Origin of the sequence: Oceanobacter antarcticus (assembly GCF_044962685.1) — a bacterium.
Lineage (GTDB): Bacteria > Pseudomonadota > Gammaproteobacteria > Pseudomonadales > Oceanobacteraceae > Oceanobacter > Oceanobacter antarcticus.
The window spans coordinates 1-243 of record NZ_JBBKTX010000125.1 but is presented as its reverse complement, the minus strand read 5'-3'; the positions used below and the strand labels follow the sequence as shown (position 1 = coordinate 243).

Genomic DNA, 243 nt, shown 5'->3' with positions numbered 1-243 from the left:
GTAAAACGGTTTGGGGTTATATGGTCAAGTGACTAAGCGTGCGCGGTGGATGCCTTGGCATCTGGAGGCGATGAAAGACGTGGTAGCCTGCGATAAGCTTCGGTGAGGTGGCAAACAACCTGTGACCCGGAGATCTCTGAATGGGGAAACCCACCTGTTTACAGGTATCTTGCACTGAATACATAGGTGTAAGAGGCGAACCGGGAGAACTGAAACATCTAAGTACCCCGAGGAAAAGAAATC

The 243-nt window shown here is 50.2% G+C and carries 1 rRNA gene; it reads left to right on the top strand.

Annotation, left to right across the window (positions count from 1 at the left end):
* Nucleotides 1–22: 22 nt before the first annotated feature.
* A 23S ribosomal RNA gene (locus WG929_RS21430) occupies nucleotides 23–243 on the top strand; the annotation flags it as partial.